The organism is Spirosoma pomorum (genome assembly GCF_054776615.1).
The window spans coordinates 68900-93764 of record NZ_BAAHBP010000021.1 but is presented as its reverse complement, the minus strand read 5'-3'; the positions used below and the strand labels follow the sequence as shown (position 1 = coordinate 93764).

General features: G+C 52.7%; 21 protein-coding genes. 8 read left to right on the top strand and 13 right to left on the bottom strand.

Features of this window, described 5'->3' with window-relative positions; translation table 11 throughout:
• Positions 1-63: 63 nt before the first annotated feature.
• Positions 64-1026: a UV DNA damage repair endonuclease UvsE gene (gene uvsE, locus ACYVAD_RS12010; protein ID WP_461139736.1), complete on the top strand. Its 963-nt coding sequence runs from the start codon at positions 64-66 to the stop codon at positions 1024-1026.
• 175 nt (positions 1027-1201) lie between these two features.
• Here uvsE and ACYVAD_RS12005 read toward each other — a convergent pair whose 3' ends face one another.
• Positions 1202-1810, bottom strand: coding sequence for a T9SS C-terminal target domain-containing protein (locus tag ACYVAD_RS12005; RefSeq protein ID WP_461139735.1), 609 nt, complete (start codon positions 1808-1810; stop codon positions 1202-1204).
• Between the two features lie 461 nt (positions 1811-2271).
• Between ACYVAD_RS12005 and fabG the strand changes: the two genes are divergently transcribed.
• Both fabG and ACYVAD_RS11995 read left to right on the top strand, forming a co-directional pair.
• Entirely contained in the window at positions 2272-3081 is an 810-nt protein-coding gene (gene fabG, locus ACYVAD_RS12000; RefSeq protein ID WP_461139734.1) for a 3-oxoacyl-ACP reductase FabG, read from the top strand.
• A gap of 140 nt (positions 3082-3221) precedes the next feature.
• On the top strand, positions 3222-5933 hold the full coding sequence (locus tag ACYVAD_RS11995; protein ID WP_461139733.1) for an MGH1-like glycoside hydrolase domain-containing protein: 2712 nt from the start codon (positions 3222-3224) through the stop codon (positions 5931-5933).
• Here the strand turns inward: ACYVAD_RS11995 and ACYVAD_RS11990 are convergent.
• Positions 5930-7921 (bottom strand): putative porin, encoded by a 1992-nt coding sequence (locus ACYVAD_RS11990; protein ID WP_461139732.1) that lies wholly within the window; start codon positions 7919-7921, stop codon positions 5930-5932. The two genes, ACYVAD_RS11995 and ACYVAD_RS11990, sit on opposite strands and share 4 nt — an antisense overlap.
• 156 nt (positions 7922-8077) lie before the next feature.
• On the bottom strand, positions 8078-9907 hold the full coding sequence (locus ACYVAD_RS11985; protein WP_461139731.1) for a glycoside hydrolase family 2 protein: 1830 nt from the start codon (positions 9905-9907) through the stop codon (positions 8078-8080).
• A gap of 393 nt (positions 9908-10300) precedes the next feature.
• Here ACYVAD_RS11985 and ACYVAD_RS11980 point away from each other — a divergent pair, with 393 nt between their 5' ends.
• Positions 10301-10540, top strand: coding sequence for a hypothetical protein (locus ACYVAD_RS11980; RefSeq protein ID WP_461139730.1), 240 nt, complete (start codon positions 10301-10303; stop codon positions 10538-10540).
• On the opposite strand, the gene lpxK is transcribed toward ACYVAD_RS11980, so the two are convergent.
• Positions 10537-11613 (bottom strand): tetraacyldisaccharide 4'-kinase, encoded by a 1077-nt coding sequence (gene lpxK / locus ACYVAD_RS11975; protein WP_461139729.1) that lies wholly within the window; start codon positions 11611-11613, stop codon positions 10537-10539. The two genes, ACYVAD_RS11980 and lpxK, sit on opposite strands and share 4 nt — an antisense overlap.
• A gap of 97 nt (positions 11614-11710) precedes the next feature.
• On the opposite strand from lpxK, the gene ACYVAD_RS11970 reads away from it, so the two are divergent.
• Positions 11711-12817 carry an o-succinylbenzoate synthase gene (locus tag ACYVAD_RS11970; RefSeq protein WP_461139728.1) on the top strand — a complete coding sequence of 369 codons (1107 nt, stop codon included), beginning with the start codon at positions 11711-11713 and terminating at the stop codon, positions 12815-12817.
• Positions 12818-12831: 14 nt separating this feature from the next.
• Here ACYVAD_RS11970 and hemF read toward each other — a convergent pair whose 3' ends face one another.
• The 6 genes from hemF to ACYVAD_RS11940 form a co-directional block, all read right to left on the bottom strand.
• Entirely contained in the window at positions 12832-13764 is a 933-nt protein-coding gene (hemF, locus tag ACYVAD_RS11965) for an oxygen-dependent coproporphyrinogen oxidase (RefSeq protein ID WP_461139848.1), read from the bottom strand.
• Between the two features lie 26 nt (positions 13765-13790).
• Entirely contained in the window at positions 13791-14417 is a 627-nt protein-coding gene (locus ACYVAD_RS11960) for an AlbA family DNA-binding domain-containing protein (RefSeq protein WP_461139727.1), read from the bottom strand.
• A 137-nt stretch (positions 14418-14554) separates the two neighbouring features.
• Positions 14555-15031 (bottom strand): hypothetical protein, encoded by a 477-nt coding sequence (locus tag ACYVAD_RS11955; RefSeq protein ID WP_461139726.1) that lies wholly within the window; start codon positions 15029-15031, stop codon positions 14555-14557.
• Between the two features lie 1065 nt (positions 15032-16096).
• Positions 16097-16393, bottom strand: coding sequence for a hypothetical protein (locus tag ACYVAD_RS11950; RefSeq protein WP_461139725.1), 297 nt, complete (start codon positions 16391-16393; stop codon positions 16097-16099).
• Positions 16394-16517: 124 nt separating this feature from the next.
• Entirely contained in the window at positions 16518-18137 is a 1620-nt protein-coding gene (gene treF, locus ACYVAD_RS11945; protein ID WP_461139724.1) for an alpha,alpha-trehalase TreF, read from the bottom strand.
• Positions 18138-18429: 292 nt separating this feature from the next.
• Positions 18430-19605: a glycoside hydrolase family 172 protein gene (locus ACYVAD_RS11940; protein WP_461139723.1), complete on the bottom strand. Its 1176-nt coding sequence runs from the start codon at positions 19603-19605 to the stop codon at positions 18430-18432.
• A 318-nt stretch (positions 19606-19923) separates the two neighbouring features.
• On the opposite strand from ACYVAD_RS11940, the gene ACYVAD_RS11935 reads away from it, so the two are divergent.
• Positions 19924-20232: a plasmid stabilization protein gene (locus ACYVAD_RS11935; RefSeq protein ID WP_461139722.1), complete on the top strand. Its 309-nt coding sequence runs from the start codon at positions 19924-19926 to the stop codon at positions 20230-20232.
• Positions 20233-20442: 210 nt separating this feature from the next.
• Positions 20443-21468, top strand: a complete 1026-nt coding sequence (locus ACYVAD_RS11930) for a sugar phosphate isomerase/epimerase family protein (RefSeq protein ID WP_461139721.1) — start codon at positions 20443-20445, stop codon at positions 21466-21468.
• A 51-nt stretch (positions 21469-21519) separates the two neighbouring features.
• On the opposite strand, the gene ACYVAD_RS11925 is transcribed toward ACYVAD_RS11930, so the two are convergent.
• Genes ACYVAD_RS11925 through ACYVAD_RS11915 form a run of 3 tightly spaced genes read right to left on the bottom strand, consistent with a single transcriptional unit; the run spans position 21520 to position 23569 of the window.
• On the bottom strand, positions 21520-22527 hold the full coding sequence (locus ACYVAD_RS11925) for an alpha/beta hydrolase family protein (RefSeq protein WP_461139720.1): 1008 nt from the start codon (positions 22525-22527) through the stop codon (positions 21520-21522).
• A 55-nt stretch (positions 22528-22582) separates the two neighbouring features.
• Complete coding sequence (locus ACYVAD_RS11920; protein ID WP_461139719.1) at positions 22583-23233, bottom strand: SdpI family protein; 651 nt, start codon at positions 23231-23233, stop codon at positions 22583-22585.
• A gap of 24 nt (positions 23234-23257) precedes the next feature.
• On the bottom strand, positions 23258-23569 hold the full coding sequence (locus ACYVAD_RS11915; RefSeq protein ID WP_461139718.1) for an autorepressor SdpR family transcription factor: 312 nt from the start codon (positions 23567-23569) through the stop codon (positions 23258-23260).
• Between the two features lie 287 nt (positions 23570-23856).
• Here ACYVAD_RS11915 and cobT point away from each other — a divergent pair, with 287 nt between their 5' ends.
• A complete protein-coding gene (cobT, locus tag ACYVAD_RS11910; protein ID WP_461139717.1) occupies positions 23857-24864 on the top strand; it encodes a nicotinate-nucleotide--dimethylbenzimidazole phosphoribosyltransferase in 1008 nt (335 codons plus the stop codon).
• Position 24865: the final 1 nt, after the last annotated feature.

Here is a 24865-nt window from a genome sequence, read left to right as displayed (position 1 = left end):
GTTGGGATATTGACCCAACGGTTATTTACCAAACCGCAAGCCAGGGTTTATGGTTAACCAACCATGATACTGACGCCAAGTAACGTAGGGTATGCCTGCATCAATCTAAGCCTGCAGGCGCAAAAAATCACGACCAGCCGGGGAATGATCAAAAAGACATTCGCCGAGAAGGGAGTGGGGTATGCGTCAGAGCTGGCGCTGAAAAACGTGCAGGATCTGCTAAAAATCATCGACTGGAACCTGGAGCACGGCATTGGGTTATTCCGGATTTCGTCGGAATTATTTCCGTGGGCGTCAGAGTACCGGATTTCGGACATGCCTGATTTTACGGAAATTCGGGCAACGCTGGAGGAGGTTGGAAGCCGCCCCATTCGCCTGACGACGCATCCCGGTCCGTTCAATCACTTGGCGGGACAGGGTAACGTGCTGAACAATACCATCAAGGACCTGGAGTACCAATCCGAGCTGTTTGACCTGATGGGGCTAAAGCCGTCGCACTGGAATAAGATTAATATCCACGCGGGGGGGACCTACGGCGACAAATCGGCAACGCTGGCCCGTTTTGCCAAAAACTTTGGTTTACTATCCGAGAATTTGCGCGCCCGGCTGACCGTCGAGAACGATGATCGACCTAGTCTCTATACCGTTACCGATCTGCTATCGCTGCATGAGGTCATTGGGATTCCCATTGTGTTCGATTACTTTCATCACTCGCTGAATCCCGGCTTCCAGACTGAAGAAGAAGCATTTTTAACGGCTTACAACACGTGGGACGTCCGGCCGGTATTTCACTATTCCGATTCGCGGCAGGAACGGGAAGACCCCCGCGCCCGTCGCGAAGCCCATGCCGATTGGCTGTACTCGCCCGTCAATACGTACGGCAAGGAAGTCGACATTGTGTTTGAATCCAAGATGAAGGAATTATCGCTGTTGCGGTTGCGCGGGGATAACCCCGATATCCCACCTGCCGTGCAGAAGCTACTCAAATCATCCCCGGCGGAATCAGTACATGGTACAAGCGAGTAGCAGTTGGTGGCGCTAGCGCAACGTCCTGATCCATCAGGACAAAAAAAAACGCCTGCTACGTTTGGGAACGCAGCAGGCGGGAATGGGGGATTAAGTTGGGTGTCGGTGACCGACGCAACTATATCTTCAGTTGGATAATACGGAATCAGCCCGAAGGCTTAATGCAGAGAAGCGGTTATTCCGCAACCGTTACGCGTGATGAGAAGTGCTTCTGCTCGAGGCCAACTACGAACGTGTACGTACCCGTTGGCAGCGTCGAAAGATCAAACCGTTGTGCTCCACCCTTATAGGCTTCGCTGAATACCAGCTCATTTTTAGCGTCGTAGATCGACACGCTGGCGTCGTCCAGATTTTTACCGGGAACCGTTACCTCGATTTTGTTTTTCGCGTAGGTCGTCAGCGTAGGCTGAGCCATTTGCTGTAAATTACGCTCATCGATTGTAACCACGTTACCACGGATCGTGATGCCCTGCGACATCCACCATTCATTGTTACCGGCGGTGATAAAGTAACGTCCGTCGGGTAGGTTGTTTAGGTTGAAAACCTGTTCGCCTGTTTGGTTACCCGCCGAAGTCAGACCCTGGTACAAAACGTAGCCATCAACATCGACCAGCGTAAGGTCAACGGGCGAGCCTGGTTTTGTATAGATGCGAACTTTCTTGCTATCTGACTTCTCGATTTTGACGCTGCTAACTCCCAAACCAGTGTCGGCTTTGGCCTCTCCCAGACCTGCCAGACTCCATACTGACAACAGTACGGCGATTGATAAACGGAATTTTTTCATTGGCTTGAAATTTTGTTTTTCCGTGACAAAGGTGGGGGATAGGTACGGTTTGATGCAAGAGGACAGGGTCTGATGATCAGCGTTTTACGTAATGTTCATCTAAAATTTATATTCGATATCGGCAAATTCGCGCGATTATTAGAAAAGTACAACAAGTCCCTATTTATTGCGTATAGTTTGTATTTTTCTAATAATTCTAATTTTTAGGACTTTAATTTTTTTGGTACCTACTTTTCAATCTAAAAGTACAATTTTAAAAAATTTTAAAATGTAGAGGGGGTTTCCTTGCCTGGAAATACCAGTGGCAAATCGGCTATGAATAGCGGTTTGGTCGTGGATGAGTAAGGCAAATTCAGAGCTGGTTCAAGAACGATTTTTGATTTAAAACTAGGCCCGATAAAGACGGCAACGTAAACCAAAGGCGGCTGAAACCGATTTATCCTAAAAACTCAGACATACGCATGCAAAAGGAATTACAGGGACAAGTTGCCGTGGTTACCGGGGCTAGCAGTGGAATCGGGGCGGGAGTGGCCCAAAGTCTGGCCGACGCGGGTGCGATCGTTGTTGTCAATTACCCGGTGGCAGCTGGTAAGGCGGATGCCGACGCCGTCCTGAAAGAAATCACCGACAAGGGAGGTCAGGGGATAACGTACCAGTGCGATGTTAGCAACGAGGATCAGGTCAACCAGATGTTCGCTGATGTTGTTGCGCAACTGGGAACGGTCGATATTCTGATTAACAATGCGGGTATCCAGCGGGACGCGCCATTTCACGAGATGACGATCGACCAATGGAATGCCGTTATCAGCGTGAATCTGACCGGGCAGTTTCTCTGCGCTCGGGCGGCCATCCGGGAATTTCTGCGCCGGGGCCCGCGGCCGGACGTTTCCAGTGCAACCGGAAAGATTATCTGCATGAGTTCCGTCCACGAGTCGATTCCTTGGGCGGGTCATATCAATTACGCGGCATCGAAAGGGGGCGTAAAATTGCTGATGGAGTCGCTGGCCCAGGAATACGGCGACCGACGGATCCGGGTCAACAGTATCTGTCCGGGGGCCATTCAGACGCCCATCAACCACTCCGCCTGGGGAACGCCGGAAGCCCTGAATAGCCTGATGCGACTCATTCCCTACAACCGGATCGGCCAGCCCGCGGACATTGGTAACCTGGCCGTTTTTCTGGCCTCCGACAAAGCGGATTATATCACCGGTGCCAGCATCTTCATTGATGGCGGCATGACGGTATTGGAGAGTTTTGTTGATAATGGATAAAAAAGGAGTAAAAGGAGGATGGAGGAGAGGGTAGGGATTTATAGAGCGTATAGAGAATCTTATAGTTGATCTACCACTTTTCCGGCTTCCTTAGGCACTCTTCCTCCTTTCCTCCCCCTCCTCCCTTTCCTCTTTATCTTATGCCCCCCGAAAAATCACGTCTAACCGACCCGGCCTGGCGGCAGTGGGGACCGTACGTCTCCGATCGCCAGTGGGGGACTGTACGCGAAGATTACAGCGCCAATGGTGATGCCTGGAACTACACCACGCACGATATGGCACGCAGTTATACGTACCGCTGGGGCGAAGAAGGGATTGCGGGTGTCTGTGACGATCGCCAGCAGCTATGCCTGGCGCTGGCTCTCTGGAACGGGCAGGACCCTATCCTGAAGGAACGTTTTTTCGGACTGACCAACGCCGAAGGCAACCACGGCGAAGACGTAAAAGAACTGTATTTCCACCTGGACAATACGCCCAGTCATGCCTACCAACGGATGCTGTACAAGTATCCGCAGCAGGCATTTCCGTACCAGCAACTGCTGGCCGAAAACCAACGCCGGTCGCGGCTGGACCCGGAGTTCGAGTTGCTGGATACTGGCCTGTTCGACGAGGACCGCTATTTCGACGTAACGGTGGAGTATGCTAAGGCGTCGCCCCAGGATATCGTCATGGTCGTAACGGTAGTCAACCGGGGACCGGACGCGGCACCGTTGCACCTGCTACCAACACTCTGGTTTCGCAATACCTGGGTATGGGGGGACGATTCGGATGGTGTACCGAGTGAGCATCCCAGCCTGGCTTTACAACCCAACGGGACGGTACTGGCTCAGCATGTTCAATTGGGACGTTACGTCTGGCAGGCTGAAAACAGCCCCATCGCTGGTCATCCGACCTGGCTGTTCTGCGACAACGAGACCAACAAAGCCCGGCTGTACGATGTCCACAACGGAGCGTCCTATCCCAAAGATGCCATCAACGATTACGTCGTGCAGGGGAAACCGACGGTCAATCCAGCGCAGACGGGGACTAAAGCTGCTGCGCAATACATTCTGACGATAGAACCCGGCGCCGAAGTCAGCATTCGCCTGCGGTTGACCTGCGTGGACGAGCCGGCTACTGATACCGTAACGTTGGCAGACGTCGATGCCATCGTCGCACAACGTAAAGCCGACGCGGATGATTTCTACAACCATGTTCATCCGGCGGAGGCCACCGAGGACGAAAAGTGGGTGCAGCGGCAGGCGTTCGCTGGCATGCTCTGGAGCAAACAGTACTACTACTACGACATATCACGCTGGTTGGCCGGTGATCCCAACCAGCCCCCCCCGCCCCCCGAGCGCGCACTAGGCCGTAACCACACCTGGTTGCAACTGATCAACGCGGGTATTATCTCGATGCCCGATACCTGGGAGTACCCCTGGTATGCCGCCTGGGACTGGGCCTTCCATTGTGTTACGTTAGCGATGATTGATCCGGGTTTCGCCAAGCAGCAGTTGATGCTGCTCACCAACGAGTGGTACATGCATCCGAATGGGCAACTCCCGGCCTATGAATGGGCGTTCAGCGACGTCAATCCGCCCGTGCAGGCCTGGGCCGCGTGGCGGGTGTACCACATGGATAAAGAGCACAAACCAAAAGGCGAAGAAGATATTGCTTTTCTGCGGGCCGTTTTTCACAAGTTGATGCTCAACTTCACCTGGTGGGTGAACCGGAAGGATAACATGGGCAACAATATTTTCGAGGGCGGATTTCTGGGGCTGGACAACATCGGGGTGTTCGACCGGAATGAGGTGTTGCCCAACGGGAGCCACCTGGAGCAGGCCGATGGCACGAGCTGGATGGCCATGTACGCCCTGAACATGATGCGGATTGCGCTGGAACTGGCCAATCATGATCCGGTATACGACGAACTGGCGACTAAGTTCTTCGATCATTTCCTGTATATCGCGGGGGCGATGACCAGTACCGGCGTTAATCGGGAAGGTCTGTGGGACGAGGAAGATGGGTTCTTCTACGACCAGCTACGCATGTCGGACGGCAGCGTTGAGCGGCTCCGGGTCCGGACGCTCGTGGGCCTGATTCCGATGTTCGCCGTTGAGGTGCTGAGCGATCCTCTGCTGCGGGCGCGACCGGCCTTTCTGGAGCGGATGGTCTGGTTTAAGAGTCACCGGCCGGATCTGTATAACCAGGTGTCGCGCTACAACGAGGTCGGTCAGGACGAAACCCGACTGCTGAGTTTGCTGCGCGGATTCCGGCTAAAGTCGTTGCTGGCGCGGGTATTGGATGAAAACGAATTTCTGAGCCACCACGGCGTACGGGCTGTATCGCAGCTGTACCGGGAACATCCGTACGAATTCACGCTGGATGGCAATACGTTCCGACTGGCTTATACACCGGCCGAGAGCGAGAGCGGTATGTTCGGGGGGAACAGCAATTGGCGCGGGCCGGTCTGGATGCCCGTAAATTACCTGCTCATTAACAGCATCGAGCGGTTTTACGCATACTTCGGCGATGGGTTTCTGGTTGAATATCCGGTTGGCTCGGGCCAGCAGGTGACCCTGCGCGATGTCGCCCGTGAACTGACGGACCGGCTGATTAGTCTGTTTACGGTTGGCCCTGATGGGAATCGGCCTGTTTTTGGTCAACACCCCAAATACCGCGATCCGCATTTCCGGGATCATATTCTGTTTTACGAATACTTCGACGGCGATAACGGGCGGGGCGTGGGAGCCAGTCACCAGACGGGCTGGACGGGACTCGTGGCGGAACTGATTGATCGAAAATACGCCAGCCAACGCTCGCCCGAATCCGGCTACCACACTAATGATCGAGCCGAACCCAGCTGCGGTTAGTCGAATAGGTACCAGTCGACGCCAAACGCAAACGCCCGGCGGAGTTGCAGGAAGCCAGGGGCCGCGTAATAGCCCTGGTTAAACAAGCCCTCGGTGGCGTTGGTGAGCTTAACGAACAGCCGGGTCCGGTTGACCCGGAAGTTCGCGTAGATGTTCGTCAGCAGGTAGCCTTCGGTCCGCTGGCTGTTTTGCAGGTAGTACTGCTGCGTAAGCGGCATGTAGGCATCGCCGTAATACGACGATTTATAGTTCAACTCAACCCCCGCCTGCACGTACAACGCCTTGGCGTACAGAAATTCGTACTGAAACAGCGCGTTAGCGAAGAAAGGCGGGGTACGTAAAATATCCGTGCGGGACTGGATCGTGTAATACGTCTGACCCGATGCCAGAAACTTGCCCGCCTGAACCCGGTACCCCAGCCCCGCCCGCAGGACGCTGAACGAGCCCGTAGCCTGCCGGGCAATGGCGTCGGTGTCGAAATAAATGTAGTTGCTCAACAGGTAGTAGTCCAAACCGGGCTCCAGCCGGATACCCCGGTAGCGCAGGTTCAACTTTCCGTAGGCGTAGTTATAGCCACGTAACCGAAAATTTTCATTCCGCCAGAAAAAGACTTTGCTCTGGTACCGTTCCTGCAACAGGGTTGGATCGACCAGCATCGTCGTGTAGCCGCCCGTCAGGAATTTGCTGTCGAACTGGCCCTGGAGCCGAAAGCCACCGCCTACTTGGTATTCCGCTTCGGCCGTAACCTGCGACAGACTGTCGGGGAAATAATAGCCCAGCCAGCCGCCTACGAACGTTTCGAGCCGGCGGGTTTCGTATTCGTTGTGCTGGGTTCGGCTGGAGTTATAGCGCGTGTACTGGCCGTAAATCCGGTTACGCAGGTAAGCCCGGTAGTTGAACGCGGACCCGTTACGTTGGTAGATACCTTTGATTCCCGCCATGTTCTCGACCAGCCGAAACCGGGCATCCTGCTCAATGCGGGACGTATCGCCCAGGATGGTTGGATAAAAACCAGGATAGACGATTCTATCAATAATTTTAGTGGATTGGTTCTGCCGCAGCGTATCGTCCTGGTAGTAATTCTTATGTCGTCGGTAGTCGAGCCGCTGAAACAGCTGAAAGCCATTGCCCAGCACGTACTGGTGGTAGAGGTGCCAGTCGTTCCGGATTTCGCGTCCGTTCACGCTCGTGAGCCGGGCGTTACCCTCGTAATCGTAGAAATTGACCAGCGTATCCCCCGAGTTGGTACGAACACCGGGCAGAACGCCCCCCTGCTCGGCCAGCGAGTGATTCATATTGATGAAATGAAGGAGGAGGGTATACTTGTCGTTTTTCGACCGGTAGTTGGTATGCCCCACGAAGCCCCAGTTTTGCGCCAGGAGCTTATTGAGGTCATTGCTGCCGCTGGTACCGAACTGTTTTTGCGACGTAAACCGCTGCACGTCGAAGCCAACGTTCCAGCGAGGGTTGATATTCTGGGAGAAATTAAAGCGAAGGATGTTCCGGTTACGTCCCCCCAGCGCCAGGTACATATCCGTGAAGGGGGATCGGGTATTAAAATATTTGACCCCCATCGTCTGGTAGGCAAAGGGATCAAAGACCGAATAGCCCGTCTGCGCACCCAACTGATCGGGTACCTGCACGAAAACGGCGTGCATGGGCGTACCCAGGTTGCCCAGATCCTGGTAGAGAAAATTGCTGCGCTGGACGTAGGTGTATTTGTGCGCGTCGTCCAGGGTGGTATCGACCAAGTACAGCTTCTTGCGGTTGTTGAAAATGTCCTCTTCCAGGACGTAACGAGTGGATTTCGGGCCGTAAATAACTTTGGTTGAATCGTCGATCCCGTTACTGCTGGTAACGCCGGTTGTACTGCCGGGACGGCTCTGCTGCCCACCGAATCCATTCGGGAAACCCGTCGTGGGGACCTGAGCCCGAAGGACGACACTGACCAGACTTAAAAGCGTAAGAACAAGTAAACTCCACTTCATCGGGTCAAAAATACGCCAAAAGCCGGATACCCGAAACGACCGTTCGGTGCTTAACTAATTTTAACGCGTGTCCATGCCATTGCATAGTGGGCCCGATTGGCTAGAACGCACGGTCTACTGCTGCCGTAGAAAAGATTAGACTTGCGTTGACGCGCGCTAGTTGTCGGGAGAAGCCAGCTTGTGACCAGCCTGGATGACAGCCTGGTTGACAGCTCGAATCCGGTCTACATCCATCTTCTCCACGTCGCGATCGTAGGTCAGCAGCCCATTTACTTCGTGTTCAACGTCCGTCGTTTGGGTGTAGATCGCCACGCTTAGCCCCCGGTACCGCATCAGTTGTTCTACCTGGTCCAGTAAAAAAATGTACCGATCGGTCAGGGCAGATTTGGTTGGCTCGTAGGCATAGGCGTTGTTTTCAACCGGCCACATGTGCCCGCGCACGAATAAACCAACGCCCCCAAACTCGCCCAGGGAGGCCGCCCGCTGGCTATCCGGTACCGACGCTTTGTAAGGACCGACGTAAATGTGCGTATCCACAAAGTCGCCGTTTTTGGGGTCACCATACGCTTTCTGGTAGGACGGATTATTGTTGAAGCCCGAGTTTCCGTTGACCAGCCGGGAAGGATCGTACTTTTTTGTCCAGTTGGTGATGTTTTTTACGTCGAACGCTCCCCAGTTTTCATTAAAAGGCACCCAGCAAATAATCGATGGGGAATTGTAATGGGCGTCAATGATTGATTTGAATTCGTTTCGGAAAGCGGCCCGGGTTTTGAGCGTATCTTCGTCGGGGTACCAGATCGCGGGCATATCCTGCCAAACCAGCAGTCCCAGTTTATCCGCCCAGTAATAAAACCGCTGGGGCTCCGTTTTCATGTGCTTGCGGATCAGGTTATAGCCCGCTTTTTTCGTAAACTCAATGTCCGATTTCAGCGCTTCCTCGGTTGGCGCGGTCAGAATACCGTCGGGCCAGTATCCCTGGTCAAGTAAACCAAGCTGCATCATAAACTTACCATTCAGGAGAGGCCGGACAATTCCATTCACGTTGCCCAGCGCGATGTCCCGCATCCCGAAATAACTCGTCACTTCGTCCAACGCGGCACCGCTGCCTGATTTGAGCGTAATTTTCAGATCATAAAGGAAGGGCGAATCCGGCGACCAGGGCTTTGGGTTCGTAATGGGTACGTAAAACGACGTTCCGGCATTCCCGTCAGCGCTGACAATCGTTTTCTTTCCGTCGAGGACGGTGGCGGTTACGTTCGCTCCGGTACTGGCATCTACGTCAATCTTCAGTCGCCGACCGGCCAGGTCTGGCAGCAGACGGACGGTTTTGATGTACGTTTTATTGACGGGTTCAAGCCACACCGTCTGCCAGATACCGGAGGTAAAGGTATAATCACCACGTGGCCCGTTCTTGCCCGACGGCGTACGCCCGTCGTTCGAGTCATAGGCGGCTACAACAATGCTGTTTTCACCTTTTTTGAGCAGGGCGGTGATGTCGAAGGAAAAAGCATCGTAGCCACCGGCGTGGTTTCCTGCTTTCTGGCCGTTTACAAATACGGTCGCGTTGTAATCCACCGCGTCAAAGTGAAGAAGGATCTGTTTGCCGGTCCAGGCGGCAGGAATCGTAACCGTCCGCTGGTACCACATATTCGTTTCCTGTTTTCGCTTGATGCCCGATAGGACTGATTCCGGGCAGTAGGGGACCCGAATCGTTTCAGGCGTATTGGCGAAGGTGACCGCCCTGGCCGGATTCAAGGCTGAAGCGACGGATGGCCCACCCTGGTAATTCCAGGTTCCATTCAGGCAAAGCCACTCGGTTCGCCGAAGCTGGGGACGCGGGTATTCGCTGAGCGGTGTTGGGGCGGCCATCGCTGCTTTGGTCCAGCGGGTTGGTAAGTCTGCTCGCTGAGCCCAGGTGGTTTGTGTCAGAAAAATGGTAAGGCTCGTAACGAGGGCGGCCGGAAAAGAAAAGAAATAGTTTATCATACGTTTAGGAGCCTGCCTACTAGCTGGCAAGTCTCTTGCAGACTATTGATAGCCCGTCTGTTAAAGTGGATTCGAAAAATTACGTTGACAGGACCCAGGTCGAAAAGCGATGTGGCCGGATCCACTACTCACCAAAAATGCGCCCTGGACCAATAATTGCTGCCTTTTTGTGACTTCCGGTCGGAACAGGCTGACTGGCAACGCTGATGGCTACGTTTACCTTTACTAAGTTAACGTTGACAGGAGTACCAGAAGGCGAGAGAAAGGCTCACGGAAACCGCTACCTTATATCATTCTTTTTCGCGCTTAATCCCACTCCATCGGACAAACACCAGCCTTGGTAAGTCAGTTAGTATCGTTAGACAAGCGAAAAACAATAGATACAACGGAGATATGAACACAGTACGTAATTCCACAGAAAGTCCGGTAGAAAAACATTCAGAAGAAACCTTTGCCGAAACTAATGTCCGGCAGCTTCGGGATGCGGTCGAACAGGTCGTTTACGGCGATATCGAGCCCGACAAGTCGAAAGATCCTGACCGGGCGCACACGGTAGAAACGCTGACGATCCTGGGGCAAATGGGCGAACTGACCGAAACGGATCTGGACGAAGCCAAAAAGGATTACCTCTAATTTAGGGGGCCGACGTGCTGCTGCAAAAACTGGTCAAAGGCGGGTGCTGAGCCCGGTAAAAACTGCACGGCTATAGGCAGGTAAAAGAACGGCAGCGTCTTCTGCTCCGTGGGCGTTAGCAACGCGGCCAATTTTACCCAGTCTTTCTCCGTCGTGAGAATCGATTCGTCAGGCTGTAGCCCACTTATCAGGTCTAGTACGTCCGCACGGGTGTACGCGTAGTGGTCGGCAAATGGCCGGTGTTCCACCAGGGTAAACTGTTCCCGGACGTGCTGCTCCAGCGGACCAGCGCTGGCCAGACCGGTAACCAGCCTGACTCGCTCCGGCCGATTGCGGACTTCGTCGCCAAAAGCAACGGGCTGCGCGTAACGCAAACCCGCAAAAAAAACAGGCGTGTTGGGTCGGACGTACCGATTAATTTCTTCAGTAATCCGTTGCTGTTCGGCAACGGACAACGTCAGCGGACTTTTGGTAACAACAATGGCATCGGCCCGTCGAGCACCAACCCGTCGTTCGCGCAACCGGCCAGCCGGAAAGGGGTGATCCCGGTAAAAAGGTCGGTTAAAATCCATGAGTACTATCGTCAGATGAGCGCGGACGGCCCGGTGCTGAAAAGCATCGTCGAGCAGAATGCGCTGCGTTTCCGGGAAACGTTCTTCCAACTGCTGAATGGCTATAACCCGTTTTTCGCTTACGCAAACCCGGACAAAATCACTAAACTTGCGGTAGAGTTGCAAGGGTTCATCGCCAATTGTTGCTGCGGTATCGCCGGGAGTGGCCAGCCGGAAGCCGCGCGTCTGCCGGCCGTACCCCCGACTGACGGTTGCCAGCGCGTATTGCGTATGGACATGGCCGTTTGGCGGAGCTGTCAACCCGGAATTTGCCCGTTGCCATTCGATCAAAAACTCGATCATGGGTGTTTTTCCGGTTCCGCCCACCGTTAAGTTACCAACGCAGAGGGTATAGGTTTTAGGCTGTACGCTTTTAAATAAGTTGTTGTCATATAGCCAGTTTCGTATTGCCAGGATACATCCATATAGAGCACTGAACGGGAGGAGAAGCCAGGAAGTCATACCGCAATCGAGGAATTATTTCGAAATTACATCTTTACTAAGTGGTCAAAAGTAGTACTTTTAGGGTTCCGAAAGCCCGCCATCGTTCACCGGTCCAATGAGCCTGAAAGCCGATTACCTGAAATATACGCTACATTTTCGCTTCGAAGCGGGTACGTCGCGGGGCACCCTCACGGAACGGACAATCTATCTAATTCGGCTTTGTGATACAATGAATCCCCAACTGGTGGGGTATGGCGAGTGTGGACCATTAGCGGGGCTCAGCGTTGATGACCGGCCTGATTTTGAGGCCTGTCTGCAACGAGCCTGCCGGGAGTTCACCGAATTGGACCTGGAGATTTTCAGCTGGAACGTCCCCATTATCCTGGATCAGGTATTTGGTCAGGAGTTTCCGAGTATTCTGTTCGGCTTTGAAACGGCCATGCTCGATTTTCTGGCCGGTGGTCAGCGAATTATCTACCCCTCAGACTTTACGATGGGGGAGCGCGCTCTCCCCATTAATGGGCTGATCTGGATGGGAAACCCGCAGTTCATGCGGGAGCAGATCGACGAAAAGCTAAAGGCTGGGTACACGACCATCAAACTGAAGATTGGCGCTATCGACTTTGAGCAGGAATGCGCCCTGCTGGACATGATCCGGGATCGGTATACGCCCGAAGAAATTACGTTACGGGTGGACGCCAACGGTGCTTTTCGTCCCGAGGAGGCCATGCCGAAACTGGAGCGGCTGGCGGGATATACGCTGCATTCGATCGAGCAACCCATCAAAGCTGGCCAGCATGAGCTGCTGGCCGAACTCTGTCAGCATTCGCCCGTGCCCATTGCACTGGACGAAGAACTAATCGGGCACGTAGAATACGTCAATAAATTCCGGTTGCTGAAGAAAATTCAGCCGCAGTACATTATCCTGAAACCGGCGCTACTCGGTGGCTTTACGCACAGCAACGAGTGGATCGAAATCGCCGGGCGACTGAACATTGGCTGGTGGGTGACGTCGGCGCTGGAGTCAAACATTGGCCTGAACGCAATCGCTCAGTACACGGCTCAGTTTAAGCACCTGATGCCCCAGGGATTGGGTACGGGTCAGTTGTATCACAATAATTTCGAGAGTCCGCTGACCATTCAGCAGGGCTATCTTCGGTTTAATCCCGAACGCCCCTGGCACCTGGGGCCGCTGCTTGCCAGCGACCTGCAGCTTCCCTAACCGGCCCAACCGCTTTAGTGAGCCCAATCGACTCCTTTTCGGAGCAAGCCGAGTGTCTGCTCCTCCCGGCTGCCGGGTTCGGGCTGAAAATCGTACGTCCAGTTAGCCTGCGGGGGCATACTCATCAGAATAGATTCGGTGCGTCCGTTTGTTTCCAGGCCAAATTTGGTGCCCCGGTCCCAGACCAGATTGAACTCAACGTAACGCCCCCGGCGCTGGAACTGCCAGTTCTTTTCGCGCTCCCCGTAAGGAAGAGATTGGTTCTTTCGCATGAAATGCGTGTAGATGGGAGCAAAGGCATTACCAATGTCCTGCACAAAAGCAAACAAATCCGCTTTTTGCGCCGGATTCTCGGGTTTCAGGTAATCAAAGAAGATACCGCCAATACCACGGGTTTCCTGCCGGTGGGGAATGTAAAAATAATCGTCGGCCCAGGGTTTGAACTTCGCGTAATACGCCGGGTCATGTTTGTCGCAGACAGTTTTTAACTGCTGATGAAACCAACGGGCATCTTCGTCGACAACGTAATGGGGCGTCAGGTCAATCCCGCCCCCGAACCAGCTATGACCGGTGCTCATTTCAAAATACCGGACATTCATGTGAATGATCGGCATCAGAGGGCTATGGGGGTGTAAGACAATAGAAACCCCCGTCGCGAAGAACTCGGCGGGCTGGGTCAGATTCAACGACCGTAGCGTCGCTTCGGTAGCCTCACCGTGGACCGCCGAAAAGCCAACGCCCCCTTTCTCGATAACATTACCGCCTGTCATCGTGCGGGAGCGGCCTCCGCCACCGCCCGGTCGTTGCCAGGAATCCTCCCGAAACGATGAACTTTGTAGAGGACCAGCCTCCCGATCGGCTTCGACCAGCGACTGGCAGATACGATCCTGAAGGTCCTGAAAAAATGTGGTAATGGTAGTCTGAGTAATGGTGTGATCCGAAGTCATCATGGCGCAAAGGTCGCAGGAAAATATTATTCTGCCAGTTTCAGGGCGTAGCGCGTTGGACGAGGTTTATCGATCAGCAGGAGCAATCCCTGTTCGGTTAACTGGCGTAACAGCTTACCCGCCCGGTATTCAGAAATGTTAATAAGCTTGCCAAACTTGTCGGCCGTAATGTGGTCGTTTTTGCGTAGGTACTGAATCAAAGTCCGGGCCGTTGGGCTTTTTATAAGCTGGGCGTCAACGGATTCGTTGCCTATAATCAGCTTATTGGTTGGTACCGATTTATCGCGCGATCGAACGTAAATAATACGCTTACCGGCTTCATCGATGGCGTAGTGCGGTTTTTCCGCGCTTGGGGGAACGGTGACTACCAGAATTTTTCTGCCATCGGGGGACAGTGTTTCGTAACTTATAGACAGGGCTGGCTCAACTAATTGATCGGAGGCTTCTTCCAGTTTCCGGAGCTCGCGAATTTCCGACGCTACGCCCAGAATTTTCCCGTCGTCAGACACGCCAATCAACAAGATCCCACCTGAGCCGTTGGCAAAAGCGGCCAGCGTCCGGGCAATGCGGTGGGCTGAGGAGAGGGATCGTTTGAATTCCAGATTGTTACTCTCTCCTTTCGTGATTAAATCGTTGAGTTCGGTACGCGTCATATTCTTTTCAACAGAAAAGATCGGAAAAATATTTCAATTCATCCTGACTCGTCCCGGATTAGCCGCGAAAAAAAACGCTCCGAAAACAGTATGTTTCCGGAGCGTCGCGCATCGATTGGACGCAGGTAGCTGCGTGCTTATTCTTCCGCGGTAACGGCCTTTTTCCGACCACGAGGTTTGCCCGTGTATTCTGGCTTGGTTTCCGGCTCTAATTGTAGCTCATAGCCCGTTATATCGTCTTCGTAGTCAAACGGTTTGATCGTGAAGACGTATTTCGTACCGCTGTAATCAATTTTACCTTTCTGAAGAATAACGGCCAACGGAATGGTGTAGCTTTTGGCTCCTTTTTCCATCTGAAACGTTTCGTTTGTTTCTTCAGCAGCGGGAATTACGTACAGTGATTTGATTTTACGTTTGCCTTCCTGAGCACCAATCTGGAACGAAATTCCATCTGGTTCGAGGCCAAGCTGAGCTACTGATTTTGTTGGAAAAACTAATTTTCCTGTTGATGAGACATAGCCAGTTGCAGGAGCTTCCTTTACTTTAGGGGCGCTTTTTGCCTGAGTTTCGCTGTTGTCTTCCTGTTTGAAGAAATAGATTTTAGGAGCTTTCATTTTTAGAGACTGAGTGATTGATGTTCTTGTCTGCGCAAATATATACATCTGCTAACAGTTTTACTGAATGAGCCTGCTTAGTTAAGTGGAAAGTTAGGGAAAATTGTTCCACCGTTTAGCGAGAAATAGTGAAAGCTGTTCTTTTTAATCATCGAAAAAGAGTTTTTAGAAGACTATTTATTGGGAGAATAAAAGATTATAAATTTTCTTATAAACCGCTGATGAATAGATACTTGATTAGTAGTAACTAGTCTGCTTTGTTGTTGATTAAAAAGCTAAATGTTAAAAAAATAAGTCTATTATTTAATCCTAATAAATATGGGTTTCTCTGCAAATCAGTATGATTAATTTATTTTATCGTTACTAATCGTGCTGTGAGTAAGCGTAGATGTGGTAAGGTAAACTCATCAATTCATCAATAAATTACTGAGTTTTCATGTATGTTACTGGATTCGTTAGTATGGTAATTACTGGAAGTGAACGTAAAAAATAAACCAACTTGCTGCTGGTTGCCAGGCGATGTTGCTCTGCTGCGAACGTATTTTTTGAAAAAATAAGGGTAGATACCAATTAGTTGAGTGCTAGATGGCGATAATTTGACAGTAGTAAAACGAAGGCGTAAATTTCTGCGCGTTTATCGCTTTATCTTAACTCTGTTTTACTCAAAAAGAGATGCTTGTTGCCAAGTGCCATGAATCAGCTTTGGTTGATTATAGTCCATAGAGTAAATTGTTTGTCGTGCCTGGCTATGGAAAGCGGAATACCGTTTGGTCGTTCACTCTGGCGGTGACGAGACGAGGAAAAAATAGAGATTGTCGGCAGCAAATAAGATAGAATATGGGGGTTGGAGCAGGGTAATGAGGCAAAGAAGAGTCAGATTAAACGAGAAAAAAATACGGGCTCGACTTTGTTAGCCGAGCCCGTATTTTGAGTAAGAAATATAGTGACGAATGAAAAATCGGCTTTTACTACTTTAAATGCTGCCGCACAGTTGCCTATTTCTTTACGGCATATTACGGCAGCTAGTGCAACGTGAATCCAATCGGGTCGACTACAGTATTGCTGTCAATGCATGGTGTCTTTCCGAGCACCCGAAGCGTTTCGTCGGGGCTCGTACTGCCGGCCTTTGCCCATTTTAGCGTCTTTGTCCCGTTCCTTCGCCATCCGATAGCTAGGAATGGCATTGTCCTTACTCGTCATTTTTTCGTCGAGTGAGGGTTGAGGAATTGGTTTGTTCGATGCCGTTTTGGATACGGGCTTTTTGGCATTAGAACCAGAAATTGATGTTTGCGAACTTGGTTTAGTTGTTTGGGCCAGGGCTGTTGTTGAGATCAGCAGGGCACCGAGGAGTAATTTAAGCATGGCTATTCACAAGGTTGAGTAAAAGTAAAGCTGGTTCGTTACCAGCTCCACAGCTAGTACTCCGAAAATAACGACTTTGTTTGCCGGTGACCTCGCTTTACGGCGCGTTTACTGGCGCCGAACTTTATTTTTCTTTCAGTAAGCGAAGCAAAACCCCGTTGGTCCAGCCGAACCCATCCTGATTCGGGTACTCGCCCCCCTTGGCGGCTGCTGTGCTGACGACGTCGTATTTCTCCACCATTTTGCCCGACGCTTTGTATACCCGAAGATTTTCGGTTCCCCAATGTTGCTTGATCCGGTTGGCCAGCGCCGTTTGTCGGTAATTCCGCAACCCCCGGATCGTGACCCATTGCAGGGGAGCCCAGCCGTTGGGAGCGTCCCATTGCTGTCCCGTGCGGTTAAGCGTAGTAGTCAGTCCACCGGGTTTCAGAAAATTACGTTCCAGCATTCGGGCTACTGCTACCGACTGAACCATCGTCGCTACGTTGGTAAACAGCGGGTAAGCGGCCGCCAGCGAATAGACCGTCGCTTGTTTGCGAGCGACAAAGTCATAATCGAAAAAGAATTGCCGTTTGGCGTTCCAGCAATATTGGCGAATTGCAGCCTGGCGTTGATTCGCCAACTGAGTGTATTGCTTTTCCTGGTTCGCGTCTCCCTTCAGTCGGTACGCCTGGGCCAGCGTCCGTTCCAGATTGACGAGCAGGCAGTTGAGGTCGACGGGAATAAAATCGGTGGTGTGAATCGTTCGGAGCGACTTTCCGTCGCGAAACCAACGGCTGCTGTAATCCCAACCTGATTCTGCTCCGGCGCGAAGGTGTCGATACAGAGTCTGCGGCTCTTTGTTACGCCGGGCCAACTCAACGTCTTCGCGATAGGATTCGGGTCTGGGGGTGGTTTTATCGTCGTAGTAGCGGTTGAGAAAAACTCCATCGGCCAGCCGGACAACCCGCCGGTAGGCCGGTTGCTGGGCAGTAAGCTGCTCTTTTCCATTCATCCAGAAATCGTACTCTTTCTGCAACTCAGGAAGGTATTGCAATAAGACCCGGCGTCCGCGTACTTCGCTCAGCAGACCAACCATGTACGAAAAGAACGGTGGCTGTGACCGTCCCAGGAAATAGGTCCGGTTTCCGTTCGGGATAAAACCAAAGCGGTCGATCAGAAAGGCAAAGTTGTCGATCATGTCCTGGATTTGCTGCGATCGGCCAGATACCTGCAATCCCAGCATGGTAAAATAACTATCCCAGTAATAGATCTCACCGAAGCGGCCGCCCGGTACGACGTATGGTTTGGGTAATAGAATCAGTGATCCCGTTGGGCCATCCGCTTTTGGGCGCGCATCAGCGGGGCGGGTCAGGACGGGCCATAAGGCCGTAATGTGTTCTTCGGCTGACTGATTCGCTTTGCTGGTATAACCCGTAGCGGGCGTAACGGGGCGGGTAAAATGCTTATCAACAAACGCCTTCAGGTTGAAGCCGGGCTGGTTGCGGGCCTGTTCGTAGTTTGCCAGGATAGTAGCAGTGGCAAACTTGGGCGTGCAATCCGCGAAGGTTTTGGAATCGGGAAAAACGCGGCCCAGCTGCACCGCTTCAAATAAGTTACCAAACTGCTCGTCCGGCCCCTGTAGCGACTCGACGGCTGGTTTGGGAATTGTTACTGACGATTTATCGACGGGTTGGGTTAAGCTGACCAGGAAAAATGTGCAGACAAGAACGGGTACACTAGCGCGGCTGATAGTCAGAATCATAAAATAGAGGGTAACCTAATTCTAACTAGAACGAAACAGCGGGGGGAAAGTATTATACGCGACGGCCGTTTTTCGACTTGTCACCCAATGAAGCAAGCTGCCAGCGACAGGGGTGCCTGAATAATGCTGGACTCTATTCTACTTAGCGAAGAAAATGATCCTGATAATGGTCAGGAGTAATCGGTATTTCACGTCGAACCGACGTAAAATACCGATGTAAAGGATGGTGAAAGTGTAAATACCCAGCGTCGTACAACGTATTATATGGACGAACGCAAACCGCATCAGGGGGCTAGCGTGGGACTTCCAGTTCGTTACGTGATGGTAGTTGGGGGAAGCGGGCGTGGGGTTCACGCTGGTACCAGTAGGCCACGGTTGTGATGTCGGATTGCTGGGGATAGTAGCGGCCGCCACTGCGCCAGCCCAGGTCCTGAATGTTGACCTTCAGTTCTTTTTCGAACCGAATGGGGTCCATGATGTGCCAGCGGTACATGCCAAACGCCTGTTGTGACTTGTACAGGCCATCGGGTTTGACGACCTGGTGCAACCCCGCGTAAGGCGTTGAGAACGCTTCGTACTGATGCGTTTTCTTGTTCTCGAAATTATAGGATCCGCAGAAATAATCTTCCGTACCGGTACCGGCGATGGTTGGGAACTGACGGTCGCCATCCAGAAAGAACTTGATTTCGCCCTCGCCCCACCAGCCATTATTACGTACCCCTACGGCCATGAACGTACCCACGTAATGCCCCTTCCCCTGTACGCCATCCAGAATCGTGTGCAGCGATCCTTTGGTTGGGTTAGACCGGCGGAACTGGGCGTGGAAATACGCTTCGTCGTCGCCAACGGAAGTTAGGGTATAATTAATCTGGTAATAGAGCCGCATGGATTCATCGGGATTCAGATTCTCCAGCGTAACCCGGCATTTTTTACGAAAGGGCATCTTCCAGTAACAATTGAAAGCACTCCCCGGGTTGACCGTAACAGCCAGCGAGTTGAGTGGAGCGTACTCATTCCAGGCCATGCCAAAAAAATCGCCAACGGGTACCTCAACCGAGGGGACTTTTTCGTCGTCCCAGTAAAAGCGCAGGATCGAGTAGCGCCAGTTACCCGTTGGCGTCATCCAGATCTGCTGAATAGCGCCGGGGCCTTCCATCTCGGCAATGGTGATGGTTTCGCCTTTTTCGACAATGATAAATGGGTTGACTTTCCAGCCCTGCCCCAGGTCGCGGGCTTCGTTGGCCGCATTCGCGACATTCCGCTGCCCTTTCTGGTTGATGGGGTCAGCCATCCCCCCTTTACTCCGTTCCCCCGTAAAGTTTTCGGGGCTGATGGACCGGGTCTGCGCGTTGGATAAGCGCGACAGATTCCCGAGGTTCATGTCCAGCCCGTCGAAGGTAGCCTGACGCTGCGCCAAGGCAGTATGGGCGAGATAAAACGTTAGCCAGAAAAGAAGGAAATGTTTCATAGGTCAGTGGCTGGAAAGGATGCCGTGCCAGATTGGGATAACGGTCCGTTGCTGGCACAGTCGGTTAGCTTAAGAACTGAACGTATTCGTTTGTAAAGTCAGCGCCTGAAGCTTCCTACTGACTATCTAAAACGGCGGAGAGGGGCGATCAAATGACCGATGTTGACAAGGGTGTTTACCGCTCTACGTCGGTAGCGTTCGGCCATCAGGTTTTGGCCAGATCCTTGTCTACGACAATTGAGCAACGAAAAAAAACACCGGTCGAGACCTAGTTGTTCTAGGGGTAAAATGAGTTTCTAACACGAAATCAATACCGCGATGCCACAGGGAGATAAATCGGCCTACACCGACAAGCAGATTCGGCAGGCCGAACACATTGAGGAAGGATACGAGAAACGGGGTGTTCCTGAAGAGGAAGCCGAGAGCCGGGCCTGGGCTACCGTAAACAAAATATCGGGCGGTGGTAAGAAGAGCGGCTCAGGACGCGGCCACGCCGAAAATAAGGAGCCTATGCAAAAAGGCGGCAAAAAAGGAGGGACTGCTTCCGCGTCCCGCACGCCCGAGGAACGGTCGGCGTCGGCTAAAAAGGCAGCTGCTACGCGCAAACGCAACGCCGAGAAAGCGTAACGTAGCCGAATCGTTTTATCAGCCCAGTAGCCCCAGGGACGCAGCGGACTGGATACGTCCGAGCCAATGTGCCCTCTGGGGTTTATTTATGGCAAAATTAGCAAGCTAATACATTGCCCTTATTTTATTAAACAGTGAAGAGTAGTTGTAAGCAGGCAGGGGATTTTGTAGGTTACAGGCGCGTGTACGCGTTTCCTTATATATATTCCTATGAATTCATCCCGTCGTCAGTTCCTAAACCAGCTTGGGCTGGTGGCTGCCGGGCTAAGCCTGACGCCTATGGTACCAACCGAAATCTTCGCCGAATCAGCTGCCAAGCCCTTCACCTTTGACATGTCGCTGGCCGAGTTTTCCTTTTTCCCCGAAATCATGTCCGGGAAGATGAGTAACCTGGATTTTCCGGCCCGCGCTAAAAAAGAGTTTGGGGTTAACGTACTGGAGTACGTCTCCATGTTCTTCAACGACAAACATACCGATCAGGCGTACCTGAAGGACCTCAAGCAGCGGGTTGATGATCTGGGGATGAAAAATCACCTGATTATGGTCGACGGGGCCAACCTGGCCGATCTGGATGCCAGCAAGCGGAACCAGGCCGTTGACGCACATCGGCCCTGGCTGGACGCGGCTACCCGGCTGGGCTGTAGCGCTATCCGGGTCAACCTAGGCGATACGACCAAAGCCATGTCGGGGGTGCCCGATGATCCCGCTGAGGAGGCCGCTAAAGCAGCGGCCGACGGCTACCACAAATTACTGGAATACGCAGCCAGTCAGAAGTTGAACGTCATTGTCGAAAACCATTTTGGTAACTCGACTGATATTGACTGGCTGGTTGGCGTCCTCAAAGCGGTCAACATGCCTAATGCGGGACTACTGCCTGATTTTGGTAATTTCTGCCGTCAGCGGAGTAAACCCGAAACCCAGGACATAAAAGGGATTATGGGTACGCACTGTCTGAAAGAATACGACCGGTACGAAGGCGTCCGGAAAATGATGCCCTACGCCAAAGGGATTAGCGCCAAAACGCACAAGTTTGACGCCCAGGGCAACGAAACCGAAACGGATTTTCGGCGGATGTTTAAAATCATCAAAGACGCGGGCTTCACGGGATACGTCGGTATCGAATACGAAGGTGGCCTGATGAATATGTACAATCCGGACGGAGGCTATCTGCCCGCAGCCGAGGGGATTAAGGCGACCAAAACCCTGCTCGAACGAGTGCGGAAGGAGCTGAGCTAACCAACCGAAGCCAGGAAAAACGCCCTAACTGGGCGTTTTTCTTATAAGCTCTCACTGCTTAACGAACTGCGCAATGGCGGTGGCCAGGCCGGGGGTAAGGGGAAGGGTTGGCTTGTTATATGTACCAAAATTATCGGCCTGGCTGGTTCCCGTCACGTTTTTTAGAATGTGATTCATGTCATCGAACAAAAGCAGTCGGGAGCTGGGCTGGCCTAACGTGGCTCGACCGGATGTGGTCCTGGCGGCCTGGAGCCGTTCGGCGTCGGCGACGCTGACCTGCAAGTCTTTCCGGCCCTGAATAATTAGTACCGGATTGGTATACGCCGTTAATTCCGTGGCCGGGTCGTACTTCATCCAGGAGATCAAACCCGGCTGAGCAGCGAGCGATAGCTGACTTTTTAGGATAGGATTCGTAGGGTGCACCAGATGGCCCTGTTTCAGCGAGTCCAGGGCTGAATCGACTTCCCGCTGAGTATCGGCGGGGTTGCCCAGGCGTCGGCCCTGGTCTTTCATGACGTCGGCAATATTACGGCCCGCTCCGGCCAACGAAATAAATCCTTTGGCCTTGGTTTGACGAGCTGCCAGCATGCCCACCAGTGACCCTTCACTATGACCCGCTACATAAACGCCCGAAAAACGCTTGTCGGCCTGCAACTGCCGAATAAAACCAACCGCATCGCTTACGTAAAAGTCGAATCGGTGTTCCTGGGGTTTTAGTTTGCTGGCGCTAAGCCAGAGATTTTTACCCGACCCCCGTTTATCGTAGCGAGCGACCGCAATTCCGAGCCGCGCCAGGCTGTCGGCTAACATCTTGAACGCGTTCGATTGTAGGCCCGTGGCGCTGTTGCAGTCGCGGTCGGTAGGCCCGGAGCCCGCAATGAGGAGTACCACCGGCACTGGTTTTGTCAGTTCCCCGGGGAGTGTCAGCGTGCCTTCCAGCGTCAGGCTGACGGTAGCGGGTTGCGTAATGGTGTACTGAATCGTTTCTTCGGACTGCGCGCGTGCCGACAGACCGGGAAGCAGGCAAAGGCCGCATACGTAGAGGATATGACGAAGCATGATCAGGTAGTTTTAGGAGAGAATATTGAATTGGAATGGACGGGTACGCTTTGGTTTACCGGGCTTTTTCCTGCTGGAAGCACACGTAGGAATACACAACCGGTACCAGCGAGCTAAGCACAGTTATCACCAGAAAGGCCCACAGACGTGATTCTGCGGGTAACAGTAGCGCAAGGGCACCCCCCAGTAACCCACCGGCGACCATCAATCGACCGCCCAGCTGATGGGTTCGGCGCCAGACCGTATCGCTGCTTAATGTCCAGGGCGTCCGGATACCAACAAACCAGTTCGGTTTCACGGTGGTCAGGTAATTGCCTATGCCAGCAATCATCACCCCAACCAGCGCCAGCACGATACCCGCCATCGATTCGCCCGGGTCGGGACTCGCGGCTACGTACCAAAGCCAGCCCGTAATAGCGGCCAGACCGACCGTAACCACCAACCGTAGTTTTTGATAATTGCTGGTCTGCACCTGATTGCGCGGATCAATTTGGGGCAGGAACCGAAGCAGCAGATATAGAAAAAGCGATATACCACCCAGTAGCAGGACCGCATTTGTCTTGTCCATCCAGTCATTCGGACGCCCCTGCAAATCAAAATGCGTGGCGATGGTATCGGGAAGTTGCTGCCAGATCAGAGCCAGGTACACGTAAGGCGCCAGCAAAAAACCAACAATGAGCAATTCGCGGTTCAGGGAGAGTTTCATAATAATTAATGGATAAGTGTTTAGTCAGGAATGAGAAGCCGGGGTGTCAACGGAGGAAGAGGGGACAGGCTCATCCGCATCCGACTGCCGGAAGCTCATGAGCCAGGTCAGTAAGTCGTCCAGCACCGTCGTGTTGAGTGAATACGTAATGAACTGCCCCTGTTTGACGGAGTCGACCAGACCAGCCTGCCGTAGTAGATCAAGGTGGTGAGAAATACTGGGCTTACTCATGTCGAAGTGCTCCGCAATTTCTCCCGCGTTCAGGTCGCGCTCCCGAAGCAAATCTAAAATCTGCCGACGGGTAGGATCATTCAGGGCTTTGAATAGCGTATTCATTACAGAGTATTAATATAATTAGCCAAATGTCTAAATAAATAGATAAACTTCTAAATATACTAATTGGTATTAGTGGATGATAGACGGTTAGTAGTGTTGATGAATGGTTGAGGTAGCAGGTGTGCTGGCGACGTATTGAGAGTTGTTGCGGGCAATAGGGGCGACGATTCTGGTGATCAGTGCCGGTCTGGCCGCGTAGCTAATGGATAGTGTAGCCGTACTTAAATTCGATAAAAGGCTGTGGAAACACGTAATAATGACGATTTTTGCCGCCTAGTTTTTTTATAATGATACCTACCGATACTACCCTGGAACAGCTTGTTCGCCGACGGATCGACCAAAAGACCAAGCCACTTGGTGCACTGGGTCAACTAGAGGAACTGGCTGTTCAGCTTGCCCTAATTCAACAGACCGAAACCCCCGTTTTGCTGAATCCGCACCTGTTGGTTTTTGCGGGTGACCACGGCCTGACCGCCGAGGGAATCAGTGCCTATCCAGCCGCGGTGACCTACGGGATGGTCCGTAATTTTATAGCCGGGGGCGCGGCCATCAACGTATTTTGTCGGCAGAATGGCCTGGCCCTGCTGGTGTGCGACGTGGGGGTCAACGGAACGTTTGCTGAGAATACGCCCGAGTTCGTCAAGTTCAAAATTTGCCCCGGCACCCGGAATATGCGCCATGAACCAGCGATGACAGCCGACGAGTGCGCAGCGGCCCTGGATGCCGGAAAAACGCTGGTTAACGGTGTTAAGTACCGGGATTGCAACGTTGTCGGTTTCGGCGAAATGGGCATTGGGAACACGTCGTCGGCTGCGTTGCTGATGCATCGGTTTACGGATTTTCCCCTCCCCGAATGCATTGGTCGGGGAACTGGTTTGGACGAAACGGGCATGCAGCAGAAGCGAGCTATCCTACAGGCCGTTGCTGATCGGTACGCGTCGTTGACGGAGTCGATGGCTATTCTGGCGGCTATGGGAGGGCTGGAGATTGCGGCTATGGTTGGCGGCATGATTCAGGCGGCTGAGAACGGTATGGCTATCCTGATTGATGGCTTCATTGCTACGGCGGCTTTGTTGGTAGCCCAGGCATTGGACCCGTCGGTACGGGCACATTGTATTTTCTGCCATCAGTCAAACGAAGTGGGTCACCGGCTTATGCTCGACTACCTGGACGCGAAACCCTTGTTGACGCTGGACTTACGCCTGGGCGAGGGTACCGGTTGCGCGCTGGCTTATCCCCTGGTTCAGGCCGCTGTGAACATGCTCAACGAGATGGCTACGATGGACGTGTTATAAA